The organism is Pseudoalteromonas sp. L23 (assembly GCF_021728455.1).
Classification (GTDB): Bacteria; Pseudomonadota; Gammaproteobacteria; order Enterobacterales; family Alteromonadaceae; genus Pseudoalteromonas.
The window spans coordinates 307292-323408 of the sequence record NZ_JAKKCW010000002.1; the positions used below are offsets into that span (position 1 = coordinate 307292).

The following is a 16117-nucleotide window of genomic DNA, read 5'->3' on the forward strand; positions in this document are numbered from 1 at the left end:
TTATGGAACCAATTACGATAGCACTTGGCCTAGCTAAGTTAACAGGCCTAGATAAAAAAATTGGCCAATGGATTGGTGGTGATAATGGCGCGGAGGTAGCCACAAAAGTGGTTGATATGGCGCAAACCCTTACAGGCGAAGGCGATGCAACAAAGGCGTTTGATAAGATAAGCAAGAACAGCGAGTTACAAACCCAATTTAGACTAGCGGTACTAAATAAGGAAGAGAACCTAGCGGAGCTGGCATTCAAAAATTTGGATAGCGCTCGGAATATGCAGAACAAAGCGCTAGATCAAGATGACAAAATGGCAAAGCGATTTGTTTACCAGTACGCGTGGTTTTTAACGGTCGCAACCTTCATTTATATAGGCTGCATTACTTTTATTGACATCTCAGAGCCCGCAAGGCGCTATGCCGATACCATTTTAGGCTTTTTACTCGGTACCACACTTGGTGCAATCCTGCAGTTTTTCTATGGTTCAAGCCTTGGCTCCAAGGATAAAACCAATAAATTGCTGAGTAAGTAGGGCACGTATGCCAGGTTTATCTCCCCAGCATGGCCAACTCGTTAAATTCGATGAGGCCATTTCCAACCTTAAACAAAAAGTCCAAATACCCACCGAGTCATATAAAGACCTACAGGGCCATATTCACGCGCGAGCATTTACAGTTGCAGGTGCTACAAAAACAGAGTTGTTGGATGACCTATATAAGTCAGTAGTAGCTTCTATTGAGCAAGGTGAAACACTAACGTCATTTCGAAAGCGATTTGATGAAGTAGTTGCAAAACACGGTTGGTCATATAACGGTAAGCGCGGCTGGCGAACTCGTGTAATCTACCAAAATAACAAAAATACAGCGCGAGCAGCTGGGCGCTGGCAACAACAAGAACGACTAAAGCATAGACGCCCGTATCTTTTATACTTAACGGCAGGTGATCAGCGCGTAAGAGCAGACCATCAAAAGTGGCACTATATATTACTGCCTTTAGATCATAAGTTTTGGGACTCGCATTATCCACCAAACGGATGGATGTGCCGCTGTAAAGTTGTGAGTCTAAGTGATGCAGATATTAAACGCATGGGCTTAACCGTGACGCCGGACAATGTAGTCGACCCATTATTAAAACCGTTTAAAGTGGCTGATCCACAAACTGGTGAAGAACTAGATAAGCTAACGGGTATTGATTTAGGTTGGAACTACAATCCAGGCAAAGCATGGTTGGGCGCGGACAAAGCCACGGGCGAAATGCTAGGGCGCTTGGATAACAATTTACGTGAAGTAGCTACGCCAATTTTTAATGAGATCATCAACCAAGGTGAAAGTCATTTCAAAAAGCAAATGGCTACCGCAGCTGCAAAACAAGTATTAAACAAGGTAGACTCAGGAACCGCATTTACGCTTGGTCACATGCAAAGCAAAGTATTCGACCATATAATAAAGGTAGCACCTCAAACCAAGAGCACACTCATCGTCATCGAGCACTCGGTACTGATGACGGCTATCAATTTATTGGGGTTTGAGAAAGCATCTGAATTGATGCGCATTGTACAAACTGGCGAGTTCATTTCGTTTAATAAAAGCGTGGTCAAACTGGCCATTGATGGCGTGATGATAACAGTGCAAATTGGCAGTGACTTTAATCGCGTGGTTGCTTTAAACAAGATTTAAACCGTGTTTAATGTCCGTTTAAAGGTCGTTTAAACTCAATTTAAAACGGCGAATTTCGATCTAATTCTAAACGTACAATGAGCAGGAATGATCGCGAAATGAGGCAAAACGATCAGGTTTTGTCTAAAAACAAATGCCTGATGAGATTTTAAGGATTTAAAGCGAAATTATCTGAGGTCCAGATTTAATAGGGGCTTCAGAGCATCCATTCATTGGAATCCGATCCATACTCAAATCTAGAAATGAACAACCCCTTACAATAAGCAGGTCAAAAATTAGTCCGTAAACATCCAGCGAAATTTTGATTGTACAAGAGAGTAAGTTAATCTCTCTTTTAATTCACTGTATTTAACATAACGTAAATTATAGGCTGTATAGTTTGTAGTAATTGTAGTGTTAAGAAAGCCAATTTAATCACCCTTAATATGTCCAATACTAGACGGTATCGGACATTAATAAAAAGTTTACTGTATTTTCTATTGAGCTATGGTTTCGCTTTTTATAGTATGTGGTTGAATTTGTAATTTGAAGTATCGACATATGGAATTTGTAAGACCGCTAGAACCAATCTTGATAATTGATGACGCTGTTGAGATCAGAGATTTTCTGACACAGATTTTGGAAAACTTAGGGTTTGAAGAAGTTTATGGTTGTGAAGACTTTGATTCTGCAAAGCCGCTACTAAAGCATAAACAACCCAGTGTTGTCTTTTTAGATATTGAGCTTCCCGATACAGATGGCACCGAAATTCTTTCCTACATCAACGAAAACTTTCCTGTGGCCCATGTCATCATGTGCTCTGGCCATAATAGTATGGAGAATGTTCAAAACACTTGGGAGCTTGGTGCTAAGGGCTTTATCGCTAAACCTTTCAATGCACATAAAGTGGATTCAGTTATGAAGCGTTTAGAGCTGGTTACATGAATGAAGAAATAAAGAAACTTACCGATGCGCTCTCTACCGTTATTTTAGAAAAGCCTGAACAAATAAAGCTCGCGATCTGCAGTCTTTTGTGTCGCGGTCATCTCCTTATTGAAGATTTACCAGGTATGGGTAAGACGACGCTATCTCATTCTCTTGCTGATGTGTTAGGTCTGACATATCGTCGCGTGCAATTTACTAGCGATCTACTCCCAGCTGATATTACCGGCACTTCTATTTTTAACCGTGAACATCAGTCTTTTGAATTCCATCCTGGTCCAATTTTCAGCCAAGTTTTACTGGCCGATGAAATCAACCGCGCAAGTCCAAAAACTCAAAGCGCGTTGTTGGAGTCCATGGAAGAACATCAAGTAACCATCGATGGCGTAAGCCATGAGCTCCCTAGCCCATTTTTTGTGATTGCAACGCAAAATCCTCAGCATCAATCTGGCACGCATCCACTGCCTGAGTCACAACTAGACCGCTTTTTTATGCGTATAAGCTTAGGATACCCCTCGGAAATGGCAGAAGCGCAGCTAATTAAATTAGCTGGAAAAGCGAGAAAACTGACTCAAGCACCACAAGTGATCGATGGTAAAACACTGTTAGCCTATCAACAAGTTGTGCCTAACATTGTGCTAAGTGACGCTATTATTGATTACATCCTTCGCTTAGTTAACTACACACGAAGCTCAGGTCAATTTAGCGATCCTTTGTCGCCAAGAGCTAGCATCGCACTTGCAGCCGCAAGTCGTGCATATGCGTTTATTAGTGGTCGAGATTTCGTCATACCCGATGATGTTCAAGCCGTTTTCACTTCAGTCTGTGCCCATCGACTTGGCGTTACCACGACTAATGAAGCAGAAGTTCAGACACAGGTCTTTCAAAACGTACCGGTACATTAAGCATGATTAACCGCTTGAAACGGAAAGTTAAGCAGCATATTTATCAACGACATCAACGCTCAGAAATACGGTTATCTCATAATAATATCTACATACTGCCATCTAAGGATGGCGGTTTTTTTATCGCTGTGGCTTTGCTTAATTTTGTATTGGGGATCAACTATCAAAATAATCTAATCCTTGCAGTGTCCTACATTATGGCTGTGATGATGATAGCCGCCCTATTTTTAGGTTTTTTCAACTTGAACAATACAAATGTCCGATATTTGGGAAGTAATGCTAATTTTAGCCCATATAGTTCATCTATTAGGCTCAGTATTTCATCTAGCACAGAGATCCAATCACTCAGACTTTCAAGTGAATACAACCAAACGGCTACCTATATTTCCAAAGTGAGTGATGAGAAAATTCTCGAGCTAAGTGCCTCTGAATTACCTCGTGGCGTATATGATACGGGGGTAATTAAAATCCTCAGCTACTTCCCATTTGGCCTTATTCGTACCTGGTCGTATATAAAACCAAACGATGCTTTCTACGTGTACCCTACTCCATTGCCCGTTGTAGACACAGAGTTTAGCTTCGGCAGTGCCTCGAATACTAGCCAAAGCATACAACAGAAAGAGCGTTCAGTTGAGTTCGACCATCTCTCGCAATATCAAAAAGGGATGAGTTTAAGCCGCGTTTCTTGGAAGCATTACGCCAAGACGGAACAGATGTTAATTAAACAGAATGCACCGGAGTCGGCCGATTTACACCGCATTATTTTCGATTATTCTAAACTTTCAGGCAGCAAAGAAGAACGTCTGAGTAAACTTTGTACTATGGTGCTTGACGCCGATAAGCAACAAACAAGTTATGCCCTCTTACTGCAACAAAACAGGATCCCGTTCGGTCAAGGTGAAACCCATAAACTATGTTGCTTGGAGGCATTAAGTGAATTCTAGCTTCCCAAAATGGTACTACAGCACGTCACTATTTTTATGGCTGCTGAGCATTATTCTTGTCGATGATTTTGGTATCGGTTTTGTCGGGTTATGTACCGTTTTAACACTATGGCAAGCATCGAGGTTGGTGACTAAACCAAGCGTGTTAAGCATTCGCTTTATCAACTTGGTCACTTTACTCGGCGCCATTGCAACGGCCTCATTAATAGGTATAAAAAACAGCGTGAATGTTTTTGTGGCTTTGATGTTGGTTGCATCGCTACTGAAACAAGTGCATGCCACGCAAGCTCGCCAATTTACACAAATATGTATTTTGAATTTCTTTACTTATCCGTGCTTATTTCTTTTTACACCAAGTATATTTGCAGCATTTCTTGTATTGATTTTGCTGGCTGTTAATTTAGCTATCATGCTTAATCTCGAGCAAAACCTAAGGTTCAAACCTGCGCTTAAGGTAAGTGCAAAGGGATTGGTATTGGTGCTGCCTGTAGCTACCTTATTAGTCGTTTTTTTACCAAAACTCCCGGCATTTTGGCAGTTACCTGCACCGCAGAATCAAGCAAAAACAGGATTATCTGAGAATGTAGATCCTTTCAATATCGCAAACTTATCCCAGTCCAGCGACTTGGTGTTTAGGGCGTCATTTGAGAACACTCAACAAACTGGACCTTTCTATTGGCGTGCAATTATTCATGATGAATTTGACGGACGGCAATGGAAAGTCTCTGAGTATCAAGGTACTAATATCAGAGCGTTGCCCAAAGAGCCGATCGGCGCAGCAACCATTATTGCGCAGCCAAGTCAACTTCCTTGGTTGTATGGCCTGTCATACTCTTATTCGAGAAACGCTAAGTTGAATAGTAACGTGTTTGGCACGGTCTATTTGAAAAACCTATCAGCAAAACCTGTCGAGTATCAAATCGATTTCACTGACTTTGAACCCCAAGACTCGTTAAGGCCTTGGTATTATAGGCGTAACACCGCATTACCTGACGGCATTAATCAACAGGCAAGGCAACTGGCGCGCGACTGGGACAGTCAATCGACAACAACGAGCCAATTCATTGAATTAATGAAGCGCTATTTTTTGCAAAATGGTTTCGTCTATACCTTAACACCAACTACAGCCCAATCGAGCGATAGGATTGATGACTTTCTATTTAGCTCGTTTAACGGTTTTTGTGGTCATTACGCCTCTGCTGCGGCTTTTCTACTGCGAAGCGCGGGTATCCCCGCTCGCTTAGTATCAGGCTATCTGGGCGGTGAAAAAAATGACAATCAAGGCTATTACAGCGTTTATCAATATGACGCACATGCTTGGGTTGAATATTTTACACCGGGAATTGGCTGGCAACGCTTAGACCCAACTGCCTGGATTGCCCCAGAACGCATGACAGGGAGTCTTTCTCAGTTAGAACAATTATCGAGCGAGTTTAAAAGTGGTTTGGGCTACAGCTTAATTGGGTTGTCTAATTGGCAATCTATTAATTGGTTGCGATTACAGCTCGAGGAGCTTGACTATCAGTGGACTCGCGTCGTCATTAATTTTGACAAAGAAAAGCAAGGCGCACTGTTTAAAGAGTGGTTTGGGAGTAATGGTCAATTTTGGGCTGGGATATTTTCCCTGTTTATGCTGCTTTTGCTCTCAATTGCGCTATTTTACCTTAGCAAGCAGCTTACTCGGCATAAACGCCCTATCGAACTTGTCTATTACAATGCTATAGTGTCCGATTTCAAAGAGCACCTAAGTGGCACTACGGCGAAACAACATATTGTTGAGTTATGTAAGTTATTTCCTGAGTTAGAAGCGTCGCTTTGGCAGTTTTATCAATTAATTGAAAAGTCACAGTATCAACAAAAACCACTTAATAAACTTGAGCTTGGTGAGTTGAAGAGGTTGTATAAATCAATAAAAAGAAAGGCAAGAAAATAGTATGAATGCTGTTATTTTGGGCGTCTTGCTCATGCTGGGGTTAACCCTCTTTAGAATAAATGTAATTGTCGCCATGACAGTTAGTGCAATAGCTGCGGGCTTAGTGGCCGGTTTAGATTTGAAGACAACCTTAAACGCCTTTAATGATGGGCTATCTGGCGGCGCAGAAATAGCCTTAAGCTATGCCATGTTAGGTGGGTTTGCAGTTGCTATTTCAAAGTCTGGCTTAACTCAAATCCTCGCGCAAAAGCTGCTCAAATTGGTTAATGCCAATGATAGCGAAGGTTCAACGTTTTTAAGCATGTTTATAATGGTCATCATCTTGGCTTGCTCGATTGCCTCGCAAAACCTTGTGCCTGTCCATATTGCGTTTATTCCGATCCTCATTCCACCGCTATTAGTCGTACTGAACAAGCTGACGATAGACCGCCGTGCGATTGCGTGTATTTTAACGTTTGGCTTAGCGACCAGTTATATGGTGTTGCCATATGGATTCGGTGGCATTTACCTTTACTCTATTTTGCATAAAAACCTTGTAGATAATGGTTTAGAATTGGTTAAGTTCGACGTGCCATACGCTATGGTGATCCCAGCGCTTGGTATGTTGATAGGACTGTTGGTTGCCGTTTTCATTACTTATCGTAAAAAGCGAGATTATGAAGTGAGTCAACAGCAAAGTACTCAGTCAAACACTGTACCTGAAGGCCAAGAAGCAACTAAAGTCATGATCGTCGGCGGTGCTGCGGTGCTGGCTTCTCTCATTGCACAAAATAACAGTGGCTCAATGATATTAGGTGGGCTCGTTGGCGTGATGATTTTTAGCCTCTTTGGCATTGTGAAATGGGAGCAAAACTCCGATGTTTTCAGTAAAGGTGTGGCAATGATGGCAATGATAGGTTTTATCATGATCTCTGCTCAAGGCTTTGCTTCTGTCATGAAAGCAACGGGCGATGTGGCAAGTTTAGTAGCAAGTTGTGCCGATTTTGTTGGCGATAATAAACCTCTTGCCGCTGCGATGATTTTGCTTGTTGGATTACTTATTACCATGGGAATTGGCAGTTCATTTTCAACCGTGCCAATCATTGCCACGCTATTTGTACCTTTGTCTCTAGAGGTTGGCTTTTCCGCTATGGCTACCGCCGCTTTGGTGGGAACCGCAGGTGCATTAGGCGACGCGGGCTCTCCTGCATCAGATTCCACACTTGGACCCACTTCTGGCTTAAATGCCGACGGCCAGCACGATCACATATGGGATTCCGTGGTGCCAACATTCATTCACTTCAACATCCCACTACTCTGCTTCGGCTGGATAGCCGCGATGGTGTTATAGGTTTATATATCCATGATGGTATCAAGGCTCCCCGCCTTGATACCTTTAGCTCACAAACATACTCTATTTTCTTTGTCTCTAATGTCGCTTTTGTCTTATTAGTTTTCTTGTGCTATACCAATAGGTAAGAGAATTAAAGCAATAAGACTATGCAAACACTTAAACCAAGCGAAATCGCCAGCTACTGTAACGTACACCAACGCAGTGTAAGTCGTTGGATTGCCAATGGCGAATTAAAAGGTCATAAGCTTCCTGGACGCGGTAACTACCGTGTCTTACTTGAAGACTTTTTATCCTTTTTAAACAAGCACAAAATCCCCCTTTCGCAAGACTTTATTAGCGACTATCAAATCGCAGAAAGTGGTCTACACTCTGATAAAGAACGGGATTTAGCTAAGGTGCTTATCATTGATGACGAGCCCCATTATAGAAAAGCGATAAGACGAGTGATAGGCAACGATTATTTGATACAAGAAGCTGGAGATGGCTTTATGGCAGGCATTGCCATCTCTGAGTTTAAACCAAGTTTAATCACGCTCGATCTTTCCATGCCGGGAATGGATGGCTTTCAAGTGATCTCATTTATCCGCGAAAAAGAAGAATTTAAAGCGATTAAGATTTTGGTGATCTCTGCGTTAAATGATGTAGAACTTGAAAAGGCCAAAGCGATGGGCGCCAACGATGCCCTTTCTAAACCGTTTGATAACTCTATTCTGTTAGAAAAAATTAATGCGCTAATCCAGGGGTAGCTATGAATGCACCTATCATGTTGGTTGATGATGAAATTGATATTCTAAAGTCGCTTAAGCGCACTCTGCGTTTACAGCATTATGAAGTGGTATATACCGATGACCCAAGACAAGCGCTCGGTTTAATACAAGAGCACAAACCGCATGTGCTTATTACTGATTTCAGAATGCCCAACATGAATGGCCAAGAGCTTATCCAAGAAGTGAAAAAGCATGATCCCAGTATTGAATGCATCGTGCTCAGTGGGCAAGCTGATTATGACGATATGAAGTCGCTGATCAACGCGAATAACACCTTTAAGTTTTTATCCAAGCCTTGGAATAACGAAGAACTGTACACTACGATAGAAGCGGCACTCACAAACCATCACAAAAACGAATTAAAAACCCAGATATTGCGTAACAATAATGCACCTTTAGTCGAAGTTAATACCATAGGTAATGTCATTGACTGTAATTACGCTTACACGGAATTAGTGTTGAACGAGGTCAATAAAGGCAACTTCTTTCAACTGTTTAATTTTGAAAGTGATAAATGCCTTGATGATTTTACTGAACGCAGAATTGCAACATTAAAAAGCTCTGGGGTGTTATGTCAAGTTGAGCTCAAGCTAAAAACAGAATCCAGCTACCTACTTATCATTAAACCCCTCTCCAGCGAGCAGGATAAATATCCTAACTTTTATCAGAGCAAATTGGGCTTTCTCGAACATATCAATCGCACCGATAACTCTGTCATGATCTGCCTGAAAATTCGAGACTTGTTGGTTAAGAATATTATTTCTAATACCCCAATATATTCAGATACGTTTAAAAAAATCATAGATCATGCTCTACTGAGCGAAGCGACTCATTTTTCGATGCTTGAAATCAGCTTTGACCAAGCTATTTTCTGGCTAGATTCAGTACAAAGTGAAATTGAGGTACACAAATTTTTAGATGAGTTAATCAACTCAATTAAACAATTTTTCATTCGCAAAAATATCCAAATCAAGTTCTCTGTCTCGTACACCATGATTGAGCCTGAGCAACCACTATCGGAAGCAATAGACAGCTTAGTTATCTATACCCAATTTGTTTGTGAGTCTCGCACTGACTTCTATATGCGTTATTCGCAATCACTGCTTTCAGAAAAGCTAAACGAGCATAAAGTCTCTGAGGCATTATTTAACGCCGTTGATAATGATGAGTTTTATCTAAGGTTCCAGCCTAAGCTTAATTTAAATGAACATTCAATCAATAGTTGCGAAGTGTTAATTCGCTGGAAGAACACCCAGTTTGGCGCTAACTCACCAGATTATTTTATTCCGTTGGCAGAAAAAGACGGACAAATAGTCAAAATAGGAACTTGGGTACTTGAGCAGGCGTGTATCGCACTGTGCGAATGGCAAAAGGAAGAACTTGAGATCCAAAAAGTTGCAGTGAATGTTTCACCTTATCAACTTTCCGATCCCTGCTTTGTACAAACCATGTATTCGATTATTGAAAGGTATTCGCTCAAACCCGAGCAATTCGAGTTAGAAATCACCGAGAACTTTGTTTTAGAAAATCTCGAGCAAGCTAAAACTAAATTACTACAATTAAAAGAAATCGGATTCTCCATTGCCATCGATGACTTCGGTACGGGATATTCCTCACTGGGCTATATTTCAAAATTGCCAGTGGATGTTATCAAAATTGACAAAAGCCTGATTGAAAATATCGACAGTTCAAAATCAGCTCGAGATCTTGTCCAAAATGTTATTCGATTAGTTCACGACCTTGAATTAAAAGTTGTCGCTGAAGGTATAGAAACCGTGGAACAGCTTGAAATTCTAGAACAGTTAAAATGCGATGAAGTACAAGGATATCTCATCGGAAAACCTGTTTTGCTTGAGGAGTTTACTCACTATGTCTATTAAAAGCCAAGTGCCACGGATTGTGCTCGTTGATGACGATGAGTTAATGTTGAAGTCGCTCCACCGCCACTTCAAAATCAGCATGGAAGGCGCTGAGATACTGACCTTTTCATCACCTAAACAATTCATAGAATCCCTAGATACGTTAGCGAGCATAGACATCTTTGTGAGTGACTACCTTATGCCATCGATTAACGGTGTTGAATTAATCAATATCGTTAGACGCCGTTATCCGCAAGTCCTCACCGTGTTATTAACGGGCGATACCACGGGCAAGGTACTGTGCAAATCTTCAATTTCTGCGACCTTTATCATCGCTAAGCCATTTCGAAGAGAAGAATTCGATGAGGTTATCACCGCTTTTTATCGACTCAATGAGCTGCCTTTAAGAGAAGCAATAAAGCGTGCGTTAAATGAAACTTTCATTGAAAACGAATTGCCCATCTTGCTAAGTAAAATTGAAGACATTGATTTAGATTTTCATAAGCTTGAAGCGATGCTAGAACAAGAGGTGCTCATTCAAGCTAAATTATTCCACCTGTGTAACAGTGCTTATGTGGGATTATCGACGAAGCAATACTCCCTCTCTACCGCGATTAAGACGCTCGGTGTAGATTTAGTGTCTGCAATTATTGTCTCTGTGTGTTATCACAATATGGTCGCAGCCAGATATGATATCGCGAACTGTGAGCAGTTAAGCGATATTAACTTTAAAAAGGTCAAGTTACTTAAGGAATTGGTACACAAGCTACATGACGCATCAATTGACTCTGAGCGTGTTGTTTTTCTTCAATCCTTATTATTTCTAGGTGAGCTCGGCTCAGAAATAGCTCAGCTTATTACCGAAAGTCAATGTCATTCCCCACAGAGTTGCTATATCGAGAAATTACACATCGCCCTTTATACAGCCACGTTAATTGGCTACGAGTCAGCCATCACAGATCAATTGTATGCACTCATTAATGCCCTAGAAACGGCTAGCTCAGATTGCAATGCCACTAAGCTATTGTTGCTTATAGACACTATCACCAATAAAGAAGTCAATCAGACGGTGATCAACACCTTTTTTGATCAAAAGAGCCAAGATTGGTTGGAGCTTTTCTATGAACTCAGAAGCAAATACTTTAGTTAGTTACAAAGTACTGATATTAGACGATGAAACGTCAATACTTAAGGCGTTAAAACGAGTCATACGGCTGCCTTCGGTAGAGGTTGTCAGTTTTGATAATCCTTTTGAAGCTCTTGAGTACATAGACACGCACCCCGTTCAAGTTATTATCTCTGATTTTAGAATGCCGCTAATGAATGGTGGAGATTTTCTAAAACGAGCCAAAAAAATAAACCCTGGTGCAATTGGCCTAATTCTTAGCGGTTATACCGACTCCGATATGCTTATTGATATGATTAATAGCAAGGTTGCGCATAAGTTTTTATGTAAACCATGGGAGAACGACAAATTACTCGAAGAAGTTAATGCAGCAATAGACGTATACAATAATAATTATTTTAAAACGGTTTTACAGGAACAACTAAAAAAGCGTGATTGCCCACGGGTATTAATCAATAATGAAGGCCAAGTTGTCGAGCATAATCTCAGCAAAGACATAGAATCTCAGATACTTGCAGAGTTCTCGGCATGCTTTAGTGGTAATGGCATCTACCACACTCCTCTTGGTGTTTTAAGATGTGAGATCCGCAGCAATCCAAAAGACGAAGAGTTCTATCTGATCACCATAGAAAAAGTCGAAGTAACAGACGAAATTAACGTCTATGAAGTTATCACCGAACTGCTATTATGTTACTCGATAAACCCCGTTCTCACTTACTATGCGTTGCCAACTTGCGAACTCACCACACCGAAATTGGCAGCTGCGGCGCAAGAAGTTTTCAGAAACTACAAAATATTACCATCACCGACCCATAACTATCTATTCGTACTGGATAACATAGAGCAATCCTTACTGCCAAGAAAGCAGATAGAGCTAGAAATTCAGTTGGAAAAGTTACTCGATACCGCACTACCTCACGAGATACAAAGTAATACCACTCAACTCGCTGCATTTTTAAATAACGGAGAGTAGGCGTGGATACTTTTGCAAAAGTTGAATTAACACAAGATTTAGTTGAATCAAGCTTTCCGCTCGCCGACCTCAATACGCTACTTACCTCCCTATCTGATTATTTTGAGGTACCAATAACTTTAGTCACTGTAATCGAAGGGCAATGGCAACATCTGATCGCCAGACATGGGATCCTAGCCGATAGGACACCGGAGCAAGATGCTTTTTGTAAGAGCTTAATCAAACATAACAGGTCTTTGCTTGTTCCAGATACCGCCTTGGATGAAAATTATGCCAATAACCCGCTCGTGACTGGCGAGCCCTACATTCGCTCATACTTGGGTGTACCTTTTAGACTCGACGGCAAGCCAATCGGTGGCGTATGTTTAATCGATACCAAACCGAAAAACTATGCCGAGCGAGATGTTCATTTACTCGAGACGATCAGCGGTCTTATCACCAATATTTTAGAGCTACAAAAAAACTATTCGTTATACCTCGAAGATCAAGAGTTAATCCGCTTTTCACCAATCGTGTTAATTAAGTGGAAGTACAATAATGGGCTGCGCATTCGTACGGTTTCTCCGAATATTGAGCGCGTGATTGGTATTGACGCCTTTCACTTATGCTCCGGGGAATTGCATTTTGAAGACTTACTCACCGAGCCAAGTGTTGAGAAATTTCATTTTAACTTACAAAACCACTTGGATGGTTTAGAAGCGTCTGAAATTTTGCTAGAGATGGCATTAGACTCAAAACAGATTTGGATCCGTATGATCACCGTGGCGCATTTTAACCACGACGGCAGAATGACAAGCATTCAGGCTTTTATTACCGAAAATACTGCGCAAAAGTACACCGAAGACAAACTCAATGAGACGAACCGACAGATGCGCCTATTGTTAGAAGCCTCGGAGCTAGGTACATGGGATTGGAATATTCCAGCAGATATCAATAAAGTTAATAAAAAGTGGTGTGATATGCTTGGAATTGAATTTGAATACGTTGAGACCAGTGTTAATTACTTCCGCCAACTTATTCATCCAGCCGATCGTAGTCACGTAGAAAGAGACCTAGCCAAACACCTACAAGGGTTAACCGATGCCTACACCACGTCCTATAGAATGAAACATGCCGATGGCCACTGGGTGTGGATAGAAACCTATGGCAAAGTGGTTGAACGCGATAATAGTGGCAGAGCACTGCGCCTTGCTGGTACTCACCGGGATATTACCTACCGGATGGAAGCACAGTTGCAAGAGCGAAAGCAAAAGCAATTACTGTCTTTTATCAGTAAAGCACAGTCAGCCTATTTAAAAACAGGTGATCTGTCTAAATCATGCCGTGAAATTCTAGAAGAGCTCATCGACATTGCGGATAGCCAATTTGCGCTGATCGGCGAGCTTGAGCATACCGCCGGTGTACCAAGGCTCTTTATTCATGCCATTTCAGAAATGCAGTGGAATGATTTAAGCTCTCAATTGGTACAGAGATATTATGATAACGATCTCTATTTTACTGATTTTAATAATCTGTTTGGATCAGTGATCCTGACGGGAAAAACCGTCATTAGTAATGAACGAGGCAAGCACCCTGCGTCGAAAGGCACGCCAAAAGGACACCCAAGGATCTCTAAGTTTTTAGGGCTGCCGATAAAGCTCAATGGCGAATTGGTCGGTATGATAGGACTTGCGAATAAGTTTTTTGACTATACCGAAGAAGATGCAAAATTCTTACAACCACTGGTCGATTCTCTAGCGGGTTTATACTATGCGGTTAAACTCGATAAAGAGCGCCAAGAAGCAGAAAACAAACTGCTTGAACTTGCAATGACCGACACCTTATCAGGCCTGCCCAACCGACGTGCCTTTATGGAAAAAGCCGCCGAAGTTGGTGAGATATCCTTCCCCTATTTAATTGGTATGGTAGATATCGATAACTTTAAGTCTATTAATGATACCTACGGTCATGATGCTGGTGACAAAGCTATTAAACTGATTGCTTACACCATAAAGGATGCGCTACGCAGTGATGATTTTACCGCGCGAATGGGAGGTGAGGAGTTTGCATTTGTGTTACTTGATGCCACACATGGATCATCTAGCGCACTGATCGAGACCATCAGAGAATCCATATCTAACTTGGAAATTACACTGTCAGAAAAAGAGAAAATACATCTCACGGTCAGCATTGGTGTAAAAGCGGTACTTCCCGAGATGGAAAAAATGTCTATTACAGGACATTTAAATGATGCTGATAAAGCTTTGTATGAGGCTAAACATACTGGCAAAAATAAAGTAGTTTGGTTCGAATAACAAAATATTTCATATTGCTTGATATACTTTAATTTCGCGTCAGACATAAAAATGGAAAATGATGAAACAGCTCTCACTTAACCTAGCTGCACTTGGATTTTTAGTCACCTCATCTGTAGCTTATGCCGATTATACTGCTGAGTTAGAAATTGACAGAATGCAGGACACACCGTTTAAAGAGTGTAGCGACTACACTTTTCGCCAAGTTATGAATAATTTTTTTACCGAACTCACTTGGGATTATCTCACAAGCGATTGGGGCAGAAACTACATAAATATTGATGGTTATGTAGAAGAAGAAGGCGAAAAGTTTGATTTTCTTCTTCAATACGAAGTCAAATCTGATGGGACGTTTGAATTTAACGCTATGGAGTTCTTAGGAAAAGCAAAAGACGACTCGTTTATTATCATGATGCTCGACAAGATTTGCTATCATTCAACCGGTGATTAGCGCTTCAACTAGAAGCGCTAATCTGCTTCTAAATTTAGTCTACTGTAACTTTGCACTGGATGGGCTGTTGATAATAACCCCAAGTTAATATTGCTACATTACTTTGTACTTTAAGGTGATAATCGCCACCGCGGTAATGAGTATCACTGGCGGAGTTATCGATGAACATCAGCTTTTCACTGTCATTAAATTCAGCGACTATGCTTAGTGGCTGAGTATCGTAGTAAAAAACGGATAATAACTTATCGTTACAGAGATACGTCGTATGCCCGGAGCTAGTCACTAATGCAAAACGAGCCTCAAGCTCGGCAATACGGTGAATATACGACTTCTTCAAGCAATGCGTGATATCGCTAGATTTCCAACACGCATTGCGCCCTTTTATCCACCCTCTTTGCTCGGCTTTAAGCTGCTTCGAATGCGGCTCTTTTACAATTTTTTTATACACAGAATTTAGCCTGCGATCCAGTCGAGACAACGCCGCACTATCACAAATAACGGCTTCCATGCTTCCTGCTCTTACCTCGTTACAAGCGAATGAAGGCGTATGTAGGGTATGTTGTTTTAAGTGTTCGTCAATATAGCGACACCAATCCTGCGTGCTACGGTCAGGCTTATCCGAGTAACTTCTTACACCAAGTTTAAACTCAATGACCGATTGCCATTCTTGGCTGCCAAGATCAGGACCATGCCCGCTACCATCGCCACTTATTAAAAGATCATCGACCTCTGTCATCCACTGCTCGCCACAGTGAAACGCTTCAACGTTCAATTTCTCGGTGGGTGTTAAAACTGTCCTATTTTGTGACGCACATCCAAATAGAGTGATGGCTATAGCTACAGCCAATCCATGATAAAAATTACGGGTTAATGTAGTCGCTTTCAAGCTAATTTCCTTTTAATCGCGTAAACAAGAGTTGAGCTCACCCCAACAGTAACG

Annotated in this window: 14 protein-coding genes; 13 read left to right on the forward strand and 1 reads right to left on the reverse strand. The window is 41.3% G+C overall.

Features of this window, described 5'->3' with window-relative positions:
* Positions 1-2: 2 nt before the first annotated feature.
* The 13 genes from L3V43_RS05180 (at position 3) to L3V43_RS05240 (ending at position 15177) form a co-directional block, all read left to right on the forward strand.
* Positions 3-527, forward strand: coding sequence for a hypothetical protein (locus tag L3V43_RS05180; RefSeq protein WP_237116095.1), 525 nt, complete (start codon positions 3-5; stop codon positions 525-527).
* A gap of 7 nt (positions 528-534) precedes the next feature.
* Entirely contained in the window at positions 535-1671 is a 1137-nt protein-coding gene (locus tag L3V43_RS05185; protein ID WP_237116096.1) for a phage minor head protein, read from the forward strand.
* A gap of 540 nt (positions 1672-2211) precedes the next feature.
* Entirely contained in the window at positions 2212-2595 is a 384-nt protein-coding gene (locus tag L3V43_RS05190; protein WP_010372856.1) for a response regulator, read from the forward strand.
* Entirely contained in the window at positions 2592-3497 is a 906-nt protein-coding gene (locus L3V43_RS05195; RefSeq protein ID WP_010604759.1) for an AAA family ATPase, read from the forward strand. The genes L3V43_RS05190 and L3V43_RS05195 overlap by 4 nt, the downstream gene beginning before the upstream one ends.
* A 14-nt stretch (positions 3498-3511) precedes the next feature.
* Complete coding sequence (locus L3V43_RS05200) at positions 3512-4441, forward strand: DUF58 domain-containing protein (protein WP_237116097.1); 930 nt, start codon at positions 3512-3514, stop codon at positions 4439-4441.
* The gene (locus tag L3V43_RS05205) at positions 4431-6374 is read left to right on the forward strand and encodes a DUF3488 and transglutaminase-like domain-containing protein (protein ID WP_237116098.1); all 1944 of its coding nucleotides are present in this window, start codon (positions 4431-4433) and stop codon (positions 6372-6374) included. The genes L3V43_RS05200 and L3V43_RS05205 overlap by 11 nt, the downstream gene beginning before the upstream one ends.
* A 1-nt stretch (position 6375) precedes the next feature.
* On the forward strand, positions 6376-7704 hold the full coding sequence (locus L3V43_RS05210; RefSeq protein ID WP_010604756.1) for a Na+/H+ antiporter family protein: 1329 nt from the start codon (positions 6376-6378) through the stop codon (positions 7702-7704).
* A 149-nt stretch (positions 7705-7853) separates the two neighbouring features.
* Positions 7854-8453: a response regulator gene (locus tag L3V43_RS05215; protein ID WP_237116099.1), complete on the forward strand. Its 600-nt coding sequence runs from the start codon at positions 7854-7856 to the stop codon at positions 8451-8453.
* A gap of 2 nt (positions 8454-8455) precedes the next feature.
* Positions 8456-10354, forward strand: coding sequence for an EAL domain-containing protein (locus L3V43_RS05220; protein ID WP_010604754.1), 1899 nt, complete (start codon positions 8456-8458; stop codon positions 10352-10354).
* Positions 10344-11483: a response regulator gene (locus L3V43_RS05225; protein WP_010604753.1), complete on the forward strand. Its 1140-nt coding sequence runs from the start codon at positions 10344-10346 to the stop codon at positions 11481-11483. The genes L3V43_RS05220 and L3V43_RS05225 overlap by 11 nt, the downstream gene beginning before the upstream one ends.
* Entirely contained in the window at positions 11455-12432 is a 978-nt protein-coding gene (locus L3V43_RS05230) for a response regulator (protein WP_045989674.1), read from the forward strand. The genes L3V43_RS05225 and L3V43_RS05230 overlap by 29 nt, the downstream gene beginning before the upstream one ends.
* 2 nt (positions 12433-12434) lie before the next feature.
* The gene (locus tag L3V43_RS05235; RefSeq protein WP_102056799.1) at positions 12435-14726 is read left to right on the forward strand and encodes a diguanylate cyclase; all 2292 of its coding nucleotides are present in this window, start codon (positions 12435-12437) and stop codon (positions 14724-14726) included.
* Positions 14727-14787: 61 nt separating this feature from the next.
* Positions 14788-15177: a hypothetical protein gene (locus L3V43_RS05240; protein ID WP_010604750.1), complete on the forward strand. Its 390-nt coding sequence runs from the start codon at positions 14788-14790 to the stop codon at positions 15175-15177.
* 34 nt (positions 15178-15211) lie between these two features.
* On the opposite strand, the gene L3V43_RS05245 is transcribed toward L3V43_RS05240, so the two are convergent.
* Positions 15212-16063: a lysozyme inhibitor LprI family protein gene (locus L3V43_RS05245; protein WP_237116100.1), complete on the reverse strand. Its 852-nt coding sequence runs from the start codon at positions 16061-16063 to the stop codon at positions 15212-15214.
* Positions 16064-16117: the final 54 nt, after the last annotated feature.

What these genes read in the sequence shown, in the direction of transcription:
- L3V43_RS05215 (WP_237116099.1), top strand. Translation starts at nt 7,854, where the DNA reads ATGCAAACACTTAAACCAAGCGAAATCGCCAGCTACTGTAACGTACAC.
- L3V43_RS05180 (WP_237116095.1), top strand. Translation starts at nt 3, where the DNA reads ATGGAACCAATTACGATAGCACTTGGCCTAGCTAAGTTAACAGGCCTA.
- L3V43_RS05230 (WP_045989674.1), top strand. Translation starts at nt 11,455, where the DNA reads ATGAACTCAGAAGCAAATACTTTAGTTAGTTACAAAGTACTGATATTA.
- L3V43_RS05185 (WP_237116096.1), top strand. Translation starts at nt 535, where the DNA reads ATGCCAGGTTTATCTCCCCAGCATGGCCAACTCGTTAAATTCGATGAG.
- L3V43_RS05195 (WP_010604759.1), top strand. Translation starts at nt 2,592, where the DNA reads ATGAATGAAGAAATAAAGAAACTTACCGATGCGCTCTCTACCGTTATT.
- L3V43_RS05240 (WP_010604750.1), top strand. Translation starts at nt 14,788, where the DNA reads ATGAAACAGCTCTCACTTAACCTAGCTGCACTTGGATTTTTAGTCACC.
- L3V43_RS05210 (WP_010604756.1), top strand. Translation starts at nt 6,376, where the DNA reads ATGAATGCTGTTATTTTGGGCGTCTTGCTCATGCTGGGGTTAACCCTC.
- L3V43_RS05190 (WP_010372856.1), top strand. Translation starts at nt 2,212, where the DNA reads ATGGAATTTGTAAGACCGCTAGAACCAATCTTGATAATTGATGACGCT.
- L3V43_RS05220 (WP_010604754.1), top strand. Translation starts at nt 8,456, where the DNA reads ATGAATGCACCTATCATGTTGGTTGATGATGAAATTGATATTCTAAAG.
- L3V43_RS05225 (WP_010604753.1), top strand. Translation starts at nt 10,344, where the DNA reads ATGTCTATTAAAAGCCAAGTGCCACGGATTGTGCTCGTTGATGACGAT.